The sequence below is a fragment of the Burkholderia sp. PAMC 26561 genome, assembly GCF_001557535.2.
Classification (GTDB): Bacteria; Pseudomonadota; Gammaproteobacteria; order Burkholderiales; family Burkholderiaceae; genus Caballeronia.
Window position 1 is genome coordinate 507,728 of record NZ_CP014308.1, and the last position, 18,126, is coordinate 525,853.

At 53.9% G+C, this 18,126-nt stretch carries 13 protein-coding genes and 3 pseudogenes; 9 read left to right on the forward strand and 7 right to left on the reverse strand.

Annotated elements, in window-relative coordinates; genetic code table 11:
- Positions 1-929: 929 nt before the first annotated feature.
- Positions 930-1,157: a GGDEF domain-containing protein gene (locus tag AXG89_RS43250; RefSeq protein ID WP_069638441.1), complete on the reverse strand. Its 228-nt coding sequence runs from the start codon at positions 1,155-1,157 to the stop codon at positions 930-932.
- Positions 1,158-1,435: 278 nt separating this feature from the next.
- Positions 1,436-1,654, reverse strand: coding sequence for a PAS domain-containing protein (locus tag AXG89_RS43255; protein ID WP_218778184.1), 219 nt, complete (start codon positions 1,652-1,654; stop codon positions 1,436-1,438).
- A gap of 610 nt (positions 1,655-2,264) precedes the next feature.
- On the opposite strand from AXG89_RS43255, the gene AXG89_RS25245 reads away from it, so the two are divergent.
- Complete coding sequence (locus AXG89_RS25245) at positions 2,265-3,482, forward strand: substrate-binding domain-containing protein (RefSeq protein ID WP_082771618.1); 1,218 nt, start codon at positions 2,265-2,267, stop codon at positions 3,480-3,482.
- Positions 3,483-4,696: 1,214 nt separating this feature from the next.
- A complete protein-coding gene (locus tag AXG89_RS44795) occupies positions 4,697-6,862 on the forward strand; it encodes an EAL domain-containing protein (protein WP_442861760.1) in 2,166 nt (721 codons plus the stop codon).
- A gap of 103 nt (positions 6,863-6,965) precedes the next feature.
- Here AXG89_RS44795 and AXG89_RS25255 read toward each other — a convergent pair whose 3' ends face one another.
- Positions 6,966-8,108, reverse strand: a complete 1,143-nt coding sequence (locus AXG89_RS25255; RefSeq protein WP_179197487.1) for a sensor histidine kinase — start codon at positions 8,106-8,108, stop codon at positions 6,966-6,968.
- Between the two features lie 234 nt (positions 8,109-8,342).
- On the opposite strand from AXG89_RS25255, the pseudogene AXG89_RS43260 reads away from it, so the two are divergent.
- Together AXG89_RS43260 and AXG89_RS43265 are read left to right on the forward strand one after the other, a co-directional pair.
- Positions 8,343-8,597: pseudogene (locus AXG89_RS43260) on the forward strand (IS5/IS1182 family transposase); the annotation flags it as partial.
- Positions 8,598-8,714: 117 nt separating this feature from the next.
- Positions 8,715-8,897 carry a transposase gene (locus AXG89_RS43265; RefSeq protein WP_256936030.1) on the forward strand — a complete coding sequence of 61 codons (183 nt, stop codon included), beginning with the start codon at positions 8,715-8,717 and terminating at the stop codon, positions 8,895-8,897.
- Here AXG89_RS43265 and AXG89_RS25270 read toward each other — a convergent pair.
- On the reverse strand, positions 8,881-9,144 hold the full coding sequence (locus AXG89_RS25270) for a hypothetical protein (RefSeq protein ID WP_062173629.1): 264 nt from the start codon (positions 9,142-9,144) through the stop codon (positions 8,881-8,883). The genes AXG89_RS43265 and AXG89_RS25270 overlap by 17 nt on opposite strands.
- A 274-nt stretch (positions 9,145-9,418) precedes the next feature.
- Between AXG89_RS25270 and tnpA the strand changes: the two genes are divergently transcribed.
- The 3 genes and pseudogenes from tnpA to tnpC all read left to right on the forward strand — a co-directional run.
- Positions 9,419-9,892 (forward strand): IS66-like element accessory protein TnpA, encoded by a 474-nt coding sequence (gene tnpA / locus AXG89_RS25275; protein ID WP_062173632.1) that lies wholly within the window; start codon positions 9,419-9,421, stop codon positions 9,890-9,892.
- Positions 9,873-10,217, forward strand: coding sequence for an IS66 family insertion sequence element accessory protein TnpB (gene tnpB / locus AXG89_RS25280; RefSeq protein ID WP_082771619.1), 345 nt, complete (start codon positions 9,873-9,875; stop codon positions 10,215-10,217). Before tnpA ends, tnpB begins: the two co-directional genes overlap by 20 nt.
- Positions 10,218-10,255: 38 nt before the next feature.
- A pseudogene (gene tnpC, locus AXG89_RS25285) lies at positions 10,256-11,194 on the forward strand (IS66 family transposase); the annotation flags it as partial.
- A 264-nt stretch (positions 11,195-11,458) separates the two neighbouring features.
- Here the strand turns inward: tnpC and AXG89_RS25290 are convergent.
- Positions 11,459-12,478: an IS110 family transposase gene (locus AXG89_RS25290; RefSeq protein ID WP_062173634.1), complete on the reverse strand. Its 1,020-nt coding sequence runs from the start codon at positions 12,476-12,478 to the stop codon at positions 11,459-11,461.
- A gap of 77 nt (positions 12,479-12,555) precedes the next feature.
- Between AXG89_RS25290 and AXG89_RS25295 the strand changes: the two are divergent.
- A pseudogene (locus AXG89_RS25295) lies at positions 12,556-12,738 on the forward strand (IS66 family transposase); the annotation flags it as partial.
- A gap of 273 nt (positions 12,739-13,011) precedes the next feature.
- On the opposite strand, the gene AXG89_RS25300 reads toward AXG89_RS25295, so the two are convergent.
- Entirely contained in the window at positions 13,012-13,233 is a 222-nt protein-coding gene (locus AXG89_RS25300) for a hypothetical protein (RefSeq protein WP_144029438.1), read from the reverse strand.
- A 30-nt stretch (positions 13,234-13,263) separates the two neighbouring features.
- Complete coding sequence (locus AXG89_RS44800) at positions 13,264-13,590, reverse strand: flagellar transcriptional regulator FlhD (protein WP_062173640.1); 327 nt, start codon at positions 13,588-13,590, stop codon at positions 13,264-13,266.
- Between the two features lie 2,031 nt (positions 13,591-15,621).
- Between AXG89_RS44800 and AXG89_RS25310 the strand changes: the two genes are divergently transcribed.
- Complete coding sequence (locus AXG89_RS25310; RefSeq protein WP_062173642.1) at positions 15,622-18,030, forward strand: PAS domain-containing hybrid sensor histidine kinase/response regulator; 2,409 nt, start codon at positions 15,622-15,624, stop codon at positions 18,028-18,030.
- Positions 18,031-18,126 lie beyond the last annotated feature (96 nt).

Genomic DNA, 18,126 nt, shown 5'->3' on the forward strand with positions numbered 1-18,126 from the left:
CATAGGGGCTCAGAAGTTGGACCGTCGTGAGCACCGTTTGTGCCATACCCCATTGGAAGCCGAAAATCCCTTCGCCTACACGAAAATGTGCTTATAGAGCAGAAAGGGGCTTGCGCCCAATGATCGAGAGAGAGGTGGCCCCGTTTGTTCGGACAGTTTTTTGCGATTTTTAAGTGGAACGCTGGGCGGTCACGCTGCCATCTTCATCGCGGGCAGCATCGCGAAGTAAGCTTCATCCAGGGTCTTGTAGGAAAGACTTGAATGAGGCCTTTCCTTGTTGCACCACGTCACGTATTTAGCGATCGACTTCCGTGCCTAGCCGACGCTGCTCGGTCTTGCCCTGTTAAATAAGGATCGTAGCTAGTCATATAGCGGACCTCAGCGTCACGGTGCGGGGCGCAAAAATGCCGCGAGGGGGACAAGCCCCACTTTACTTGCAGGAGGCCGGTTGATGTTCATAGTTTCAGCCTAGCCATTTCCGGCTTTGGTCAGCTTTGATCGGCTTTGTCGCGGCAATACGCGCCGGTCCAACAAAGTCGCACGGATCACATCGGCAGTACATGCCTCGATTCTTGCCGCGCACTCAACGCTTCCGACCGGAAAGCGCTCAAATTCGATTTCCCGTGTGCACGCCGGATCGTGACTAGCGACAGCGCGAAAGCACGAGCTTCGAGGAGAAGTTCATCTTTATACTTTTAAACGCGGCAAACTGGCCCGCTTTGTTAGCTAGAAGCTAAAAAATTGATTTCTGCCTCGTTGTTTTGCGGCATAGAGGTCTTTGTCTGCAAGACCCAGTAATGTGCTCGCGTGATCACATGTGCAGAAGCATGAACCGAGACGCCGATGCTGGCAGTGAAATATCCTGTGCTAGATACAACATGCGGGATTTCCAAGCTACGAACTCGCTCACATAGTGTCGCGGCAAACAACTACGCCTGATCCTGGGTCATGCCAACGGACAGTACTACAAACTCTTCGCCGCCATATCTAGCAACAAAATCTGAGCTCCGCAGGAAGGATTTGTTTAAGCTCTCTGCAACCCGTCTTAATGCGATATCGCCGGCGTTATGCCCGTGCATATCATAAAATTGTTTGAAGTGATCGACGTCAATCATGATTACGGTCAATGGTTCGCTACTGCGACGTGAAATTCCCATTGAATTTCCAACTGCATATCAAAAAACCGTCGGTTGTAGATCCCCGTCAAACCATCCTTGATTGCCACTGTTCCAGATTAATTCGTATCTCCGCCAGCGACAGATTTTCGTCTCGCAACTGTTGCTGGATGATTACTCGCGCTGACACATCCTTTTGAATTCCGATAAAATTGGTTACGACTCCGTTAGCATCGTAGATGGGAGAGATACTTAGCTCGTTACAAAACATCGGGCCATCTTTCGGTAATTTTGCACTATTACAAGGCAATATTCGCCTTCTATAAGGCACGTTTGATAATTTTTAATTCGGCTTGATCACGGTCGTTGTTTTGTAAAAAACAACAGTTTAAGTTCATGATTTTTTCAGATGAATATCCAGTCATGCTTTCAAATGATGGATTGACAAAGATCAAAGGATTATCGTGAACAAGATTATCCGATATGGTGATGCCGTCACATGAGTCCAACACTGCTTGTTTGAGTATTTCGATTTTCATGCGAAACTCACATTGAGGTAGAAGTAGATTTTCAGCGGTAGAAATCTGGTGCAGTCGTTACCACCACATTAATCCAAATTGCGCGCTTACGCAGGTCGCTTTCTTTTGATTGTAGGCGTCGAGACCAGCGACGACCACAATTGTTAGTCGCAACTGATTTGCTGACTAATGCCATGGAGTGCATACATCACTAGATTGTCACGCCACAGGCAATCGCATATCGATTCAGCCGGCGCAGTTTCCTTTGTCGCGTTGAGACAAGTCGTCCTACGCGATCCGCGACGCAACCTGCACAATGGCATCCGTCTCAATTGCTAATCGTGCTTCTTACAACGTTTTCACATTAATTCACATCCCTGGGTCTATTTTGCAAACATTCCTACGGGAAATAGGGCACCGTATACGCACGGCATCTGATTTGCATGCTTCGTTCAGTAAATCGCTTCCGTCGCTTTTAGGAAAACTATTTGCGGCTAAAAATCGGAACGCAGTCGGTAGGTTGGTCGTTTGTGGAAAGCTTGGGGCATGTGCTAGTACGAGCAAAATTGCCCATTTAAGCTGTTTCGCGCGAGGGCCGGATCAGATAAGCGAAGTAAGTCAAGGCGGTGTGATGTCATTTAAGCCACAAAGTAAAGGTACTGGTTGGTTGATATCGTTTAAAGCCTTGTTCATCCGCGCTCCACGCATCCTGGCTGTTCTGCCCGTACTCAAAACTGCTGGCATTTGCCTTTTCCTGTGCGTACCGCAACTTGCCCGGAGTAACCCGCTGTCGGCTTCGGGACAACCCGCTTCGGCCATTCCCTTAACCCTTGCCCAAACGCAACAGATTATCGCCCAAGCGACGCTGCACGGCGTTCCGTGGGCTGGGCCTGAATCGGGTCCATCCGCGCAACCGGGAAAAAGTATCGCTTTCATATCGGAAGATCTGCGTAATGGCGGGATCCTCGGGGTCGCACAGGGGGTGCGCGAGGCTGCCCGGACGATGGGCTGGTCACTCAAAATATTCGACGCCGGAGGCACATCAGCCGGCCGCCTGAAGGCGTTCGAACGAGCAGTGGCGTCAAGCCCGGACGGTCTCATCTTATGTGGCGCCGACGCACAGGACAGCAACAGTCAGCTCGCACGGATCGCGAGTCGGGGAATTCCGATCGTCGCGTGGCATGCCGGGTCAAAGCCGGGTCCTCTTGCCGACACGCCCGTCGCAATGAATGTGACGACAGACCCGGTAGAAGTCGCTCGCGTGACTGCCTTGGGAGCGGTGGCGCAGTCAAACGGTCATGCTGGGGTCGTAATCTTGACGGATTCCAAATTCGAAATTGCGCTGACCAAATCGAATGCCATGGCAGCTGTCATCCATGCCTGTAAAGAATGCACTTTGCTGGAGGTGCGCGACGTTGCCATCTCTGAAAGCGGCGAGAAAGTGCCGGCGATAACAAAAGAGTTACTCGCGCGATATGGGAAGCGTTGGACGGTCGCGCTTGCCATCAACGATATCTACTTCGATTATGCCGCTCCCGCGTTGACCAAGGCTGGCGTGCCCAGCAACGGACTAAGCTTGTTGTCAGCCGGCGACGGTAGCGCCACCGCGTTTCTACGTATCCAGGCGAAAACCTATCAAACCGGAACTGTAGCTGAACCGCTCAATCAGCAAGGATGGCAACTCGTAGATGAGCTGAACCGCCTATTTGCAGGCAAGCCGGTCAGCGGCTTCGTGGCGGCGGTTCACCTTGTCGACACCAATAATATTGCGTTCGATGGTGGCGACCGCTTGCAGTACGACCCTGAAAATGACTATAGGGACATCTATCGGCGCATATGGAAACGTTAGGGTTGGCCTTGACCGACATGGTAGCAAGCATGCTCCGTCGCATGACGCCAAGATCGCTTCGCGGCCAGTTCGCCCTCGCGCTTTCAGTGTTGGCATTGCTGATCCTTGCGGGCGCCATGACGGCTGTCTACACCCTGCGAACTTCGAGCATCGCTGCGCGACAACTGACAGAAGAACGGCTGGTGCGCATGCAGGACGTACAGGACCTGCTTGAACAGACGGTGTTGATAGAACGCTCGACCTATCAGTTGCTCAACACTGGATCGCTCGACACGATGCATTCAAGTTATTCCGACATGGTTGTGCAGTTGAACACGCTTGACCGCCTTGTGACGCGCGTAGGCGCGTTTAGCGAAAATGTAGACGTTCTCGATTTACAGCAATCGAGCCAGTTGTTTCGCAGTACCGCCAATATCGTGGCGCAACTGCGCGAGAGCACCTTGAGAACCGAGGCCGTTTTTGCGCAGACGCTCAAAGCTCGCATTGCGAATCTTCAGGCGGCCCACACGCGAGAGGGATTTGCACTGGCGAATGTGCTCTATCGTCTCGACAGCGCGGAGCGCACAGAGGACGTAACGCAACTGCGTTCCCAGTTCGAGAAGGCGGGTAAGGCGACAGACGGTTTGCCTAAGACTGTGCGAGCCAAAGCTGACGATTTTCAGTCGAGGAAAGCTGGGAGTATCAATCCTTACGCGAAGGATTTATTTTCGCTACGGATGAGGCTCATCCAAGAGAACGAAGGGCTGCTGCGCTTCCACAATGAACTGCAGAAGCAGTCAATCGCACTAGTTTTAGTTGCACGGCGGCAATCCAACTACTTTACCTTGGACTACAAGGAAGCGGTCCAAGCGCTTGTTGGTGTCTCGAATCGCAACCAACAGTGGGTGCTGGCCATACTCACCTGCAGCCTGACGTTGGCATGGCTCATCGCGTACTTGTTCATGGGGCGGCATGTACTTGCGCGGCTGCGCGGCATTAGCCGGCATCTTCGTCAAGAATCAACCGACGACACGCTTGTGACGACACAGGTGGTGCGCGTCGATGAAATAGATGAGATGGCGAGCGCGGTCGACGAGTTGCTGAAGGACCGCAATCAGCTCAAGCAAAGAACAACTGAGTTAAGCGTTATCAAGGAAAGATTGGACACACAAAATACTCACTTGCAGCACGAGGCACTTGTTCGCTCGCAAGCAGAGGAGGAAATCGTTGCCTTGATGACGGAACAGAAGATCATTCTGGACAATATTGGCGTGGGCATTGCCTTTCTCGTAGATCGACACATTGTCCGGTGCAACCATTCGTTTGCCACCATGTTTGGCTATCAGGTCGATGATCTGACGGGCGTCTCGACCGATCGATTGCATCCATCGAACCAGCAATATCAGGAGAATGGAGATTCGGCTTACGCGGCGATCGAACTCGAAGGCGTGCACGCGGGCGACATACAACTCAAGCGCCGGGACGGCACGGTTTTATGGGTTGAGCGAACCCTGATCTCGGTCGATCGTGCAACCTTGTCCAAGGGCGCGATCTGGGTGGTGCACGATATCGATCAACGTAAGAGAGCCGGGGTCCTACGCGAAGAACAAGGGCGGGTCCTGGAGATGATCGCAATGAGCACGCCTCTCAACAGAGTTTTGGATAGCTTGGCGCGTCTTGTCGAGTCACAATTGATCGGAATGACCGCGTCGATTTTGCTGCTGGACGCTGATGGAGCGCATATGCGGCATGGCGCCGCTCCCAGTCTTCCAGGCGCCTACGTCCAGGCTCTCGATGGCATTCCAATCGGCCCGAAGGTCGGCTCTTGCGGTACGGCAATGCATCGGGGCGAGCCCGTCATCGTCGCCGATATTTCGCTGGATCCGCTTTGGGATGACTATCGGGCACTAGCTGGCGCATATGGCCTTCGCGCCTGCTGGTCAACTCCTATTTTGTCGCATCACGGCAAGGTCATGGGGACATTTGCGTTGTATGCCAAGGAAGTACGCAAGCCGGCCCCGATTGAAACCCAGATGATTGATATCGCTACGCGCATTGCGGGCATCGCGATAGAGCGAAAAAACACGGAAGACAGCATTCGGCACATGGCCCTTCACGATGCGCTGACCGGCTTGCCAAACCGGGCACTTCTGGAAGAGCGTATCCAACAAGCCTTGCTTCACAGCGATCGTGACGGTCGCGATGTAGCGGTAGTTTTCCTCGATCTCGACCAGTTCAAACTAATCAACGACAGCTTGGGCCATAGCGCTGGCGACGAGCTGCTTAAAACAGCGGCGCACCGGATGGTGAAGTGCGTACGAAGCATCGACACGGTTGCGCGCCTGGGCGGCGATGAATTCGTGATCGTTCTGTTCGACGCGCCCGACAACATGGAAGGTATCGCGCACACGCTGCAGCGCATCCAGGACGAGATCGCGCAGCCCTTCCAGGTCGGTGCACAGAAACTTCAGGTGACATGCAGCATGGGCGTAGCGATATATCCCGAAAACGGGACTGATATCGATACGTTGCTGATGAACGCAGATGCTGCCATGTATTGCGCGAAGGACATGGGGCGAAATAACTACCAGTTCTATGCGAGCGAGATGAATGCAAAAGTTCAAGAAAAGCTCGTGCTGCAGGATGGATTGCGCAGGGCTATTGAGCACAACGAGTTCTTGTTGCTGTATCAATCACAGATCGATCTGCTGTCTGGCCGAATCATTGGCGTGGAAGCGTTAATCCGTTGGCAGCATCCCGAGCTAGGCGTGATTTCGCCAAACAGGTTTATTCCGTTAGCCGAAGAAACCGGGTTGATCGTACCCATCGGCGAATGGGTGCTTCAGACAGCGTGTAAGCAAAATAAGGCTTGGCAGGACGCAGGGATGCCGTTGATCCGCTTGTCGGTCAACGTGTCCGCACGCCAATTCGCCGAAAAGAACCTGACTCATCGTGTCGCGAGAGCCTTGGCGGATAGCGGTCTGGAAGCCTGCTACCTTGAATTGGAACTGACCGAAAGTCTCATCATGCAAGATGTGCCGCAGGCGATTATAAAAATGGAGGCGCTGCAGACCATGGGCGTCCAGATGTCCATCGACGATTTCGGAACAGGCTATTCCAGCCTCAGCGCGTTGAAGCAATTTCCGGTGTGCCGACTCAAGATTGACCAGTCCTTCATTCGTGACGTTCCAGCAAACCCGGATGACAAGGCGATTGCGATGGCCGTCATCTCGTTGGGTCACATGCTGAACCTCAAGGTCATCGCAGAAGGGGTTGAGACTGAACAGCAACTGGCTTTCCTACGCGAGAACGAGTGCGATGAAGCGCAAGGATATCTTTTCAGCCGACCGGTTTCAGCTGACGAGATCGTGACGATGCTTGGCCTCACTCTGTGTAATTAACGGCCGTCGCTAATCGTATAGCGAGCCTAAGCGTCATGGTGAGAGGCGCGAGGATGAAATCAGCGGAGCAAGCCATCTTCACCTGCCAGAGGCCCGCTGAAGTTCAGCTTTTTTGGGCGGTCGTCGAATACCGCGGCATGTTGATTGTAAAGATGCACCCGGTTCCAGGCACGTCTCTTACGCTCAGAGTCCCGTCATTCGATTCCACGCTGCGTCGCGCGATCGACAAACCAAGCCCCAGTCCGCTTTTGTCGTCACTGTTCTGCGTGAATGGAAGGAACATTTTTTCGGCCTCGCCAGCCGGAAGCCCGCCGCAGTGATCCTTGACATCAACAAGGATGCGATCAGCGACTGCGTAAGCGTTCAGAGTCACTTCGGTGTGAGCGTGCGTAAACTTGAGAGCGTTTTGCACCAGATTCCCAACCGCTGCATAGAGGAGGTTTCGATCCCCGCTGATCGCCAGCTCTTCGTCAACAAGGGACACCGTGAATTTGCAGCCTTTGACTTGAGCCAGTAGCTCTGCCGCCAGCTTCACCTCGTCGATAAATTCCGCCAATGAAAACATTTTCGAATGAACGGTTTTCCCAGCCGTCACGTAAATCTCAGTTAAGGATTGATCGATCAGCTCGCCCAGCGCTATCAGACTACGCTCCAATATCGATCCCGTTGCTCCCGAAAAACTCAGATTTCCAGCTTTGGCAGCAACAAACGCAAGCGATGCAGTTCCGAGCGCGTTACGCAATTCGTGCGCAAAAAATCCGGCCTGCTGGTTCGCCTCGATAGTGCGTTTCTCATCTGCAGCAGAGTCGCGCTGGTAGCTAAACTCTGTCACCGCGTCTGCGATCGCGTTATCCAAGCAGCGATTAAGCGTTCGGAACTCGTCTATCTGAAAGGGTGCATCACGCTCAAACGCGAGGTCCGTGATCGACTGGCACAGGTCGCCGTAGTCGTGTACGACCTGATCAACAGTGTACCCAAGACTGAGTAGTTCCCGGCCATGTTGTGCCGCAGATGTTCCAACTTCCGACATTGACGTTTCACCATCGGAAGGACCGGAGATCTCTCGGCTATCCAATGGCCTGGTGGTCTGCTCGACACGGAGCGTCTTGATCAGTTGCTCCAGGAACATTGGCACACCATTTTGCAGCTGCTTGGGCGTTGCAGCACGCAAGGGCCGCTGTGCGACCTTCGCTTTGCACCGCTCAATTAATTCAGAACGGTTATTCGCCAGAAAATTATGCATCATGAGCCGTACCTCCTCATTCGTTGCGCGATCTAAGCAAGGGGGAGGTCCGGTGTTCCGGCAGGCGATTCGCGTTCGCGGCGCTTGCCTTGGAACACACGGGCGTTATCCATACTACTCTATAACCATCCAGGGCGTAACGCTCACTGAACTTCGGCAGGCTGTTGAAATACCCCGCGGAACGGTCATCCCGGACGCAGGCGTAATCGTTGAGCTGATGTTACCAACGAGAACGCGATGGAAAGGACGCGCGGTCCAGGCGGGTTTACCAAATCGACGTTCACGGTGTTGAAGTTGGATGTATTCCTGCCAAAGGACCATCCGTCGCGTCCGATTCACACGTGGCTCAATAACGCCCTTAACCCCATGGACGATGTGTTCGCGCGGATGGAGGAGGCTGACGCGAAAGGACGCCGGCCGTGCATTGCGACAGAGAAGTTGGTGCGAGCTTTGTCGCTGCAGGTGCTGTACTCAATTCGTAGCGAGCGCCAAACAATAACTTCGCACCTGCAGGATCAGCTTCGACGCATCGACGGCATTAAGGATGATATTGAGCTTCTAGAGAAGCGCATCGATGCGTGTCACAAACTGGAAGCTGCCAGCCGCGCGATCGCAGAAGTCCCTTGCATCGGCCGGCTTACTGCTACAGCACTGGTTGCAAAATTCGGAGACGCGAAGACGTTCAGGTCTGGACGCGATTTCGCTGCGTTCCTCGGGCTGCTCCCCAGACAAAGCAGCACAGGTGGCACAAGACCTCGTCAAAGTAAAATTATCTCTAAACCTGGTCTGTAAAACCGCTTGCGATTCTTGCGCGGGCTTCCCGTTCGCCATAGTCGAGCGCGGCGTCCAGCGTTAAATGCACTTCTCCCTGGGCAATAACGTCGCAGAGGAAATGACCAACGACACCGCCGCCGTCATTTCTACTGATAACTGCGGCTACTCGGTAACCCTCGATGGCCGTGCTGGACTGCATTGGTCTGAGTACCTCAGACGCGGTGACAGCTATCTCGTACCCGTCAACCTCCATTTTTCGCAGCATTCAGCTCTCCCAAGATCAGAAATTCTAGCGTGAAGGATAACCCTATTCTGCCAGTGGTGCGATCGTGCGCTGACTACCCAAAGCGTGCAACTGCAAACGGTGACCGCAGCGACCAACACGGCTGCAGCCGCTCGCGACGTTCTTTTGCTGCGGATCTTACCGGACAGGCTCACGCATCGACATGTGAAGTAAGCGCGCAGAAATGGACGTCTGGAACTCTTTGATTTGAGCGTGCAGGCTATGTCCACTGTTTTCGAATCAGTGGACACCCTTCATGACAGAAGAACACTCAGAAACGACCGGCCTGAAGGTCGTCACCGTTGGTCGGGATGGCAAGCGCAGATATGACCGGCAAACCAAACAGAAGTTGGTGGAAGCGTGTCTTGAGCCGAGTGCTTCGGTCGCCGGGCTCGCACTCAAGCATGGGGTCAACGCCAACTTGCTGCGCAAGTGGATCAAGCTGCATCAGCAGCGACTAGCTGGCACGTCCCTAGCGCCAATTGGCACATCTTTCGTTCCGGTAGTTGAAGTCGATAGTCACGAAGCGGTGGTTGTACCCGAATCCGCGAAGGCACAACGGCACACCCCTGCAGCAAGGACGCTTTCGCCCGCGTTGGCGTCGGCGCGGTTGACAGTGCAGATGCCCAACGGCGTCACACTCCGGTTTGAATGCAGCGGCAATGACGCGTCGTTGCTATCGGCCATGATCGAGACGCTAGAACGGTGCGATGTTCCGCCTGGACGATGAACTGAAGGTCTATGTGCATCGCGACGCCGTTGACTTCCGCAAGAGCATCAATGGGCTCGCAGCCATCGTCGAGCAGTCAATGAAGCTCGATCCATTCGCGCGCGCGGTTTATGTGTTCAGCAATCAGCGGCGCGACCGCATCAAGATGCTGCTGTGGGACCGTAACCGCTTCTGGCTTCTAATGAAGCGCCTTGAGCGGGACCGCTTCGTATGGCCGCGCAAGGAAGCGGCGCTCATACTGCGACAGAGCAACTTCACTGGTTACTCGAGGGCATCGACATCGAAGCGATGCGCGCGCATCCGAGGCGCTATTATCAGCGCGTGAGCTGAAACGCGAACCAGCATCGCTGGTCTAACTCAGCGATGCCGCCGCCATCCTCATCCTCTACCGACGAACTGCAGGCGCTGCGCGCAGAACTCGCTGCCATGAAGGGTAAGTTGCGTGTGGTGACAGTCGAACGCGATTTGCTGCGCGAGAAGCTTAAGGCCTATCAGCGGCAGCTGTTTGCCTCCAAGAGCGAAGTGCGCGGCGCTGAACAACGCGACCTCTTCTTGAACGAAGCAGAAGCGCTCGCAATGGGATGCGAGCCGGTGCAAGAGACCGAAACGGAACAGAGCGTCGAAGTCGGCGCGCATGAACGCAAGAAGCGTGGGCGCAAACCGTTGGACCCAATGCTGCCTCGCGAGGTCGTGCGCCATGAGTTGCCCGAATTAGAACGCGTCTGCGCACACGACGGCCATGCACTGGTCGAGATCGGCGCCGAGATCAGCGAACAACTCGATATCGTGCCGCAGCAGGTTCGCGTCATTCAGCACCAGCGAATCAAATACGCATGCCTTTGCTGCGACCTTGGAATCAAGGTGACGCCGGCACCTGCGCGCATTATCCCGAAGGGCTTACTCACTGAATCAGCGCTTGCATGGGTGGTTGTGAGTAAGTTCGCTGACGCGTTGCCGCTGTACCGAATCGCCGCGTTGCTGCACCGTTTCGGTGGCGATCTCTCGCGCGGCACGCTTGCAGCAAGCGTAGTGCGCGTCGGTACGGCAGTGCAGCCGCTGATTAACCTGATGCGCGACCACTTGCTCGAGGCCGACATCGTCTACGGCGATGAAACGACGGTGCAGGTACTAAAAGAGCCAGGCCGTGCTGCACAACGCAAGAGCTACATGTGGGCACAGATGAACGGTACCGGACCACCAGTGCGAATGTTCAGCTACAGTCCCACACGCAGCGCGGCGCAGGCCGCCGTGCTCTATGCGGGCATCAAACCCGGCGCGGTGTTGATGAGCGACGTATATGAGCGCCCCCCGTTTGCACAAGTATCGGTGTTCAGCATTCGACAGAATGGTTGCAGATGTATATCCGGGCTTATTACAGCTGATCACACCGCTGCGGCCCCCAATGAAATCCGCTTACTCACACCTCACTGGCTACGCGAGCTTAACGCTCAGTCGCTCATTCAGGTTTCGTGAGTCTCGGTCCAACCTGTTTTGTCATCACACTCGATCACTGCGCAACCTTTCGACGTTATCTTCTGCAAACTGTGTTCTTCGACAGGATTATGATCATGCCGGTTTGGCACTCACATATCCTTTTTGATACGGACGGTCGCGAGCCAGCACTGCCCAGATTGTTCGGGCCATCTTGTTCGCTAATGCGACAATCACTACGTTCCAAGACCGGCCCTTCCTTAATTGCTGAACCCATGTCCCGGGGTCTTTGGCGTTAGTCACGACGCTACGCGCGCCGTGGATTAAAAGCGTTCTTAAATAAGCGTCCCCGCGCTTGCTGATTCCGTGCAGCTTTGTCTTTCCTCCCGAACCGGTCTGCTTCGGCACTAGCCCAATCCACGCAGCAAATTCTCGGCCAGATTTGAACGCCTTGGCGTCGCCCATCATCGCAACCGTGGCTGTCGCCGTCAGCAATCCGACGCCGGGAATTTCGCTTATGGCTTTTACTGCGCGATCATCCTTTTTCCACTCGCGCATGCGCCGCTCGATCCCTCCTATTGCCTCATCCAGTTCTCGTATCCGATTCCACTGCTCGCGCAAGGTATCGATGAGCACGGCGGGAAGCCGCTCGGCAACCCGCTCCAACACGTCAGATATTGCACTTACCATTCCGGCACGCTTTCGCCCCATGACCTCACCAAACTCGGCCAGCATGCCGCGCAATCCATTTATCTGCATCGTGCGGAATTCGACCAGTTGCTGCCGAGCACGGTGCAAGGCCAGCATAGCCTGTTGTATCTCGGTTTTGATAGCAACGGGTTTGCTGGGCTGTTGTACTGCAAACCAGATCGCCCGTGCATCGGCTGCGTCATTCTTGTTGCGAATGTTGAATGCCTTTACGAACTCGGCCGGTAGCAATTTCACCTGATGCCCTATCTTCGAGAGCTCTCTCGCCCAGTGGTGAGCTCCGCCGCAAGCTTCCATTCCGATCAGGCACGGCGCCCGATTTGCAAAGTACTCCAGCAACTGCGCGCGTTTGACGGGCTTGTTCACAATCTCGCCCGTCTCCTGGTCAATGTAGTGCAGTTGCATCACATTCTTGGCAATATCAATCCCAACAGGCATGAGCGTCATTTTCGTTTCTCCAAGTTGGCTTTGGAAGCCTCCATGATCTTCCTATTCGACGATGGGTGGGAGGCGCTCATTCCATTGGCTACGAGCCGTACAACAAAATCGCCCGAACAAACCAACTGGCGCACCTCGGATGCTGGGCGCACGCTCGACGTTACCTGATTGAGGCCGAAGAGGACCTCCCGAAGGAACAGCGCGGCGGCAATCATCCGGTAAGTGAATTCATTCGGCTGATCGGCCAGCTGTTTGCCGTTGAGGCACGCGACAATCGAAACGCTCTTCCTCCGGGTTACGCTGAGGAAAGGGATTAAACGTCCTTTCACGGCCGATACCGGGCGGTACGCTTAGCAAGTACCGCAAATTTATCGGCGCGTCTTCCCGCCGATTCTTGCGGCGTTCACAGATTGTATCGTGGCGATGTTAGCGTTGGCCATATCCGCTTTATGCTCGTGTGCATTAGTCGCTGCGGTCGCCCGCAGACGATACGCCGGATCTCTGCGCCTCTATTGCACGCCCCAGGCTACCGGCTACTAGGTTCAACAATAGGATTGATTGCTCTCGCCTGTTGACACCCGATCCGTATCTTTAGCGAACTCGAGCGCGGCCGCTTCCCACTCAACCGAATCAACCGGAAGCTCTCGCGGTAAGCTTTTTCTCTGCGCATCGCGAATCGAGATGACGGTTTGAGCATTAACGGCTGCGCCCACGCTCACCTCGGCATCACCAAACAACAGCAACTCGTCATCCATCACATCCACGCGTTGGCGCTCGACATCATTCGAAACTATTCACACAGATAACGCTGCCCTTCGGGTTACAGAGGCAAACGCCAGCTTTGACTCCTCAGGCGTAACTTTGATTTGCTCACCCGCACGAAACAGCGACGATAATATGGACTGTTCATTGAACCGAAAAGCGCAAAGCAGGTGAGGCGCTGTAGAGAGCAACATGGTCTGAGGCATTGTCAAGTCAACAAGAATGTCCGCCACTCGTCCTGTCACCCCGAGTCGAGCCTCGCTTCTAGCCCGGTCCAAACGCAGCATTTTCTGCGCGAGCAGAACGTACGAGAGGTTGATTTCCCGAATTGAATCAGCGGAATCATTTGTGGTGTTCATTGCCTTGCCCTCAGATTAGCCATCAACCTTACGTGATACTTTTCAGTATTTATTGCATCTCTCAAGCGTCGGAAATCGGAACATCCGCTGCATTACATGGTAAAGCGTTACTCGACCTCCGCTTTGATGTGGGTCAAGTGGTGCAGACTACGGCGACCTTTGCCAAGCCATCACTGATCATGCCTACGAGCGAGACGCACCTTTTGCGGTCTATAAGTTCAGAACGCTCAACCAGCGCCTGGACAATGCGATTGCGGACGCGGTCACTGAATCGGTTACCAGCGCGACACTGCAGGAAAACAAACAGTAGCAGCCAATGAGCAAGCCGGCTTCTTCGCCCACGAGCTTAAAAATTATCTCGACTCACCTCGCTTGCTTTCGAGGCCCTTTACCCGGAAACCTAACGCTCTCAGGTGCGACGGGGACGCTGTAAAACGAAGCTTAGCCGGATTGCCGGCGGAAGTCCGCCTCGTCGAGTGCGGTGAAAGCGCTGATCACGATGTTGCCTGTTCGCAAATTTCCTTATGCGTACGCAGTCCTCAAGCCCGTCCGGCTCAGGCATCGAAATGTCCGAATGCCATCACTTCACGGACGCAAGCGTTGCTATTTCAATCGCCCGGGCGCCGCCCAGCGCAATCCGGCACGTCATCGGATCGAGCGAACAAAGGGGAGTGCTTCCGCCATATTTATGTTGTCGCCAACAACCAGCGCACGCAGGGGTTCTGTATAGGTGACAATGCGCCGGTCGGTTCGGGCCGCGGGAGTGAATTTTTTGGAATAGAGCTGCATTGAACTTATACACTGGAGGGTACGTAAATAATGTCGCATCAGCGCTTTGTTGAAACACCATTTCTTTCGGAACGAGGGAAAATCAGATACATACTATTGCTTATGAATACATCGGAAACGGAGTACGACTTGATGCAGACTGCATTAGCCGGCCGGAACATCCCATTGCACTTTACGCCGTCAATTGGATACGTCTGACCACTGCTCTCCTTTAGGCCTCGAACACCATTTTGCGCATCACTCTTAGCATTTCTTGCGCTGAGCGAGCTTGGTACATCATCTCATCTACCGGCGTAACGCCATAGCTTGGCGATCAATTTTATGCTTACTCGCATCTCCGTGTTTTCGACAAGACAGATCGAACACATTAACCAAGCGGCGAAGCTTAGGGCGTCAAGGTAAATAGCATTACTGCGTTGCGATGGAAGGATCAATTTAAGAATCCGATAAGCAGACCAAAGGGATCGAAAAAAGGCCCGAAGGTGGATGCGGCATCGATCAGCGCGGCGCACATGGTCAAACATGACGAAATCGCCCTCCTATGGCACGTTTTACGCGCTTGCGAGAATGTTGGATGCGCCCAGGCTATAACGCTATTGACGAAGACTCGCGTAGAGAGAAAGCGACCGACAAGAAGCTGACTATTCTGGCCTAGCAAGAGGTCTCAGCGGAGATAGCAGGGTCACGGTATATAACCGTCCAGAGGATCGGTTGTGTTGCTGCACTTGCCCAGGGATGGGCTCACCACCGTTCCGAACAAATGCCCGCTCCCTGGTTGTTGACATGCTTATTTCCTTTTTGGCAGACACACTGTAAAAGTGGCGCCGTCGGTTTAGCCAGATGCATCGTGGTCTCATTAACGGGCGCTCGACAGCGGGTGAAACATAACCCTGGCCCCCACGACATTCAGTCCGCGAACAAAACATTGTTTCACCCCAACTTGAGAAAGCTTCTGTAGCGTCAAATATTTGTTCGTCCGCCAAAATATGAGGTAATCTGAAACCCGCACGAGATCGGCAAGGCGAAACATCCGCAATACCCGACAAATGGCAATTGTTCTGATTAATACCGGTTTTGGCTCCAGCGCAGAATAGAGCCACGGTAGAACTTTGATTACACTCAAAACCATTTCAACGTTAAGGGTTCCTTTAGTTAAAAATACCCGCAGCGAAGAGTCGGCCTTGAGTGCTGGTCCCTTATTTCTATAGGTTTCTCGAACCCTGCATCTGAGAGATATTGCAAATGGCCTTGCAGCGCCGGTTTCGTGATGAAGATCAGACACAGAAAAATAACGGAGCCGAAATGACCGTCTCTCTCGACAATTTTGCAGTCCGCAGGCAACGCAAATGGCTTTCGGCCATGAGCTGTGTTGTTGGCGATGCTGTCATTGTCACGGATGCGCTCGGGAAAATAACCTTTCTCAACGCGGAGGCAGCGCGGCTAACGCAGTGGACGCGAGGCAATGCTTTGGGAAAACCGTTACGCAGGGTGTTGAGGCTCGTTACGGAAGGCCCTGACAGTTCCAACGATTGTGGCATCTCACGCGGATTGCGCGCTGGAGCTGCGCCGCGAACATCCCGTTTAGCTCTTCTGATTCCAAAAGACCACAGTAAATTGCCTGTCGAACATGCCATCTTGCCCTTTTGGCATGCGAAAGCAAAAATCGCTGGAAGTCTAGTAATCTTTCGAGATGCAACGGCTCAAAATGACCAACGTGAGCGCCTTTCCTCCGAGCTGCGTTACCCTGATGACATTATCGCGACAATAAGCGATCCCTTTGTTGTTCTCGATTCCGAGTTCCGAATCAAGACGGCAAGCATGTCGTTCTATCGTACTTTCGACATTGCGAAAGACAAAGTTGAAGGCCAACTTATCTACGTCGTGGACGGCGGCCGCTGGGACGTCGCTCGCGTGAGGACAATGCTCAACGCCGTTATCTCACGCCGGCTACCGGTAGCCGGATGCTGTCTAGAAACTGTGGTTTTACGAACAGTCGGAAAGAGAGTCATGCTGCTGAATGCTCAATTCTTGGAGGCCAGTAATAACGAGTCGAACTTGATTGTGTTGACAATTGAGGACATTACGGAACGTCGACGTGCTGACGCTGCTCTGAAGGCCTCTGAACTCAGTTACCGGCGGTTGTTTCAAAGCGCAAAGGATGGGATTCTCATTCTAGACGCACTCACGCTTGAGATTATAGACGCTAATCCGTTCCTGACAGAGTTGGTTGGCTATTCACGCGAAGAGCTTTTAGGTAAAGAGCTCTGGGAAATCGGATTTTTCGGAGACAAGGCGTCGAGTCAAGCGGTTTATCGAGAGCTACAAAAGCGCGGTTACGTGCGTTACGATCATCTTCCCCTCGAAACGAAGAAAGGTATAAGCGCTGAAGTTGAATTCATCAGCAATGTGTATTTAGTCGGTCAGCGAGCGGTCGCCCAGTGCAATATCCGGGACATCAGCGAGCGTTCCGGGATGCAGAAAACCATGCGCGAGCAGGCCGAGGCGTTATCGGACCTGCATTTGCGCAAAGACGAGTTCTTGGCGATGCTAAGCCATGAATTGCGCAATCCACTCGCCCCGATAGCAAATGCAGTGCACCTGTTGCGCATGCACGAATCCGATGACCCCATTCAGCAGAAAGCATGCATCATCATCCAGCGCCAAGTCGTTCAACTGACGCATCTGGTTGACGATCTGATGGATGTCTCGCGCATCACTAGTGGCAGGGTGCTGTTGCGAAACGAAACAGTCGCAGCAAACGACATTATTGAACATGCGGTCGAAACCACGCGTCCGCTTATGGAGCAGCGCGGACATTCGCTTTTAGTATCGCGATCACAGAATCCGATATGGCTGCACGCTGACCCCGCACGACTGGAGCAGGTAGTCGTCAATCTGTTGACGAACGCGGCAAAATACACCGACGAAGGAGGCCGTATCTGGCTGACGGTCGAGCAGGATCAAGAAGAATGTGTAATAAGACTCCGTGATACGGGCGTTGGCATCGCCCCAGAATTGTTGCCACGCATCTTCGATTTGTTTGCCCAAGCAGAGCGCTCGCTTGCCCGCTCGCGAGGGGGATTGGGCGTCGGTTTGGCGCTCGTGCATCAAATGGTCGAACTCCACGGAGGCGGCGTAGAAGTGTTCAGTACTCCGGGTCAAGGTAGCGAGTTTGTTGTACGGCTACCCGTTGTGCATTCGCCCACTCCCAAACCATCCCTGGTTCCCAGGGAGACCACCGGGATTCCAGCGCACTCCTTGCGGGTGCTAGTTGTGGACGACAACGCGGATACTGCGGACAGTCTTGCACTTATTGTGGAGTTGTCGGGACACACTGTGCGTACAGTTCATGATGGGCATGCCGCAATACGCGCTGCCGAAGAGTTCCGACCTGAGGTTGTCTTGCTGGACATCGGATTGCCGGGAGTAACCGGATATGAAGTGGCGACATGGATGCGGCTGCAGGAGCAGCTAAAAAGCGTCGTGCTGGTAGCTATAACGGGTTATGGGCAAGAGTCGGATCGACAGCTCGCGTTGAAAGCAGGCTTTAACCATCATCTGGTCAAGCCCGTCGACTTTTCGAAGATAGAAACAATTTTAGACATGGCTGCAAAAGGCCTCTCGTCACTTACAACGGAGCGGCACGCATAAAGAGTTGGAACAAGAGAGCTACGCGTGGCAAAGCGCATGTGAAGTGCGACTGTCATTTGACTGAGCTCGACTGCCCATTTTTTAACTTCACAACGT

Coding starts and splice junctions, on each gene's coding strand:
- AXG89_RS25290 (WP_062173634.1), bottom strand. CDS start 12,478: ATGACGCTCATGCCTGTTGGGATTGATATTGCCAAGAATGTGATGCAA.
- AXG89_RS43255 (WP_218778184.1), bottom strand. CDS start 1,654: ATGAAAATCGAAATACTCAAACAAGCAGTGTTGGACTCATGTGACGGC.
- AXG89_RS25255 (WP_179197487.1), bottom strand. CDS start 8,108: ATGATGCATAATTTTCTGGCGAATAACCGTTCTGAATTAATTGAGCGG.
- AXG89_RS25270 (WP_062173629.1), bottom strand. CDS start 9,144: ATGCTGCGAAAAATGGAGGTTGACGGGTACGAGATAGCTGTCACCGCG.
- tnpB (WP_082771619.1), top strand. CDS start 9,873: ATGTTCCGCCTGGACGATGAACTGAAGGTCTATGTGCATCGCGACGCC.
- AXG89_RS25310 (WP_062173642.1), top strand. CDS start 15,622: ATGGCCTTGCAGCGCCGGTTTCGTGATGAAGATCAGACACAGAAAAAT.
- AXG89_RS44800 (WP_062173640.1), bottom strand. CDS start 13,590: ATGAACACCACAAATGATTCCGCTGATTCAATTCGGGAAATCAACCTC.
- AXG89_RS43250 (WP_069638441.1), bottom strand. CDS start 1,157: ATGGGAATTTCACGTCGCAGTAGCGAACCATTGACCGTAATCATGATT.
- tnpA (WP_062173632.1), top strand. CDS start 9,419: ATGACAGAAGAACACTCAGAAACGACCGGCCTGAAGGTCGTCACCGTT.
- AXG89_RS44795 (WP_442861760.1), top strand. CDS start 4,697: ATGACGGAACAGAAGATCATTCTGGACAATATTGGCGTGGGCATTGCC.
- AXG89_RS25245 (WP_082771618.1), top strand. CDS start 2,265: ATGTCATTTAAGCCACAAAGTAAAGGTACTGGTTGGTTGATATCGTTT.